The 1,386-nt window shown below is 71.1% G+C and carries 1 protein-coding gene; it reads left to right on the top strand.

The features are described 5' to 3' along the window. Positions 1–281: 281 nt before the first annotated feature. Complete coding sequence (locus G5C51_RS42005; protein ID WP_165246195.1) at positions 282–1,307, top strand: 6-phosphofructokinase; 1,026 nt, start codon at positions 282–284, stop codon at positions 1,305–1,307. Positions 1,308–1,386: the final 79 nt, after the last annotated feature.

The following is a 1,386-nucleotide window of genomic DNA, read 5'->3' as shown; positions in this document are numbered from 1 at the left end:
GCCGCAAGCGCGGGTGCAGGGGGTCTGGGGCGAAGCCCGCGGAGGGCTTTCCACCGGGAGACAGCGGCGCGGAGCCATAAGCGCGCGTGCAGGGGGTCTGGGGGCGAAGTTCCCAGAGGCCTTCCACCGGAGGACGGCGGCGGAGCCGCCAGCGCGCGTGCGGGGGGTCTGGGGGCGGAGCCCCCAGGAGCTTTTCGTCGGAGGGCAGCGGCGGAGCCGCAAGCGCGCGTCGGGTTGCGCCATGGAACAATCGGTTCCGGGCAAAATACGACAGGAGACACATGCGCATCGGAGTACTCACGGCCGGCGGTGACTGTCCCGGGCTGAACGCCGTGATCAGGTCGGTCGTGCACCGGGCCCTCGCGGGCCACAACGACGAGGTCATCGGCTTCGAGGACGGCTTCAAGGGCCTGCTCGAGGGCCGCTACCGCAAGCTCGACCTGAACGCCGTATCCGGCATCCTCGCCCGCGGCGGCACGATCCTGGGCTCCTCCCGCCTGGAGCGCGCCCGGCTGCGCCAGGCGTGCGAGGAGACCGAGGACCTGAGCCGCGAGCTGGGCCTCGACGCGCTGATCCCGATCGGCGGCGAAGGCACGCTGACGGCGTCCAGCATGCTCGCCGCCGCGGGCCTCCCGGTGGTCGGCGTCCCGAAGACCATCGACAACGACATCTCCGCGACCGACCGCACCTTCGGCTTCGACACCGCGGTGGGCGTCGCGACGGAGGCGATCGACCGCCTGAAGACGACCGCGGAGTCGCACCAGCGCGTGATGGTCGTCGAGGTCATGGGCCGGCACGCGGGCTGGATCGCCCTCGAGTCCGGCATGGCCGGCGGCGCCCACGGCATCTGCCTCCCGGAACGCCCCTTCTCCGTGGACCGCCTGTGCGAGATGGTCGAGGAACGCTTCGCCCGCGGCAAGAAGTTCGCGGTCGTCTGCGTCGCCGAGGGCGCGCACCCCGCCGAAGGCCAGATGGACTACGCCAAGGGCGAGATCGACCAATACGGCCACGAACGCTTCGCCGGCATCGGCAACCAGCTCGCGGGCGAACTGGAGCGGCGGCTTGGCAAGGAAGCGAAGCCGGTGATCCTGGGCCATGTGCAGCGGGGCGGCGTCCCGACGGCGTACGACCGGGTGCTGGCGACGCGCTTCGGGTGGCACGCGGTGGAGGCGGTGCACCGGGGCGACTTCGGACAGATGACGGCGCTGCGGGGGACGGACATCGTGATGGCCCCGCTGGCGGATGCGGTGACGGAGCTGAAGACGGTGCCGGTGAATCGAATGGCTGAGGCGGAGTCGGTCTACTAGCGGCTTCGCGCGCGCCCGTTGCTACGTGGGGCGGGGGCGGGGCTGTCTCTTATACACAGCTCCGAGCCCACTAGACATG

The sequence above is a fragment of the Streptomyces coryli genome (assembly GCF_011044975.1).
Classification (GTDB): Bacteria; Actinomycetota; Actinomycetes; order Streptomycetales; family Streptomycetaceae; genus Streptomyces; species Streptomyces coryli.
This window is presented reverse-complemented; position numbering and strand designations above follow the sequence as displayed.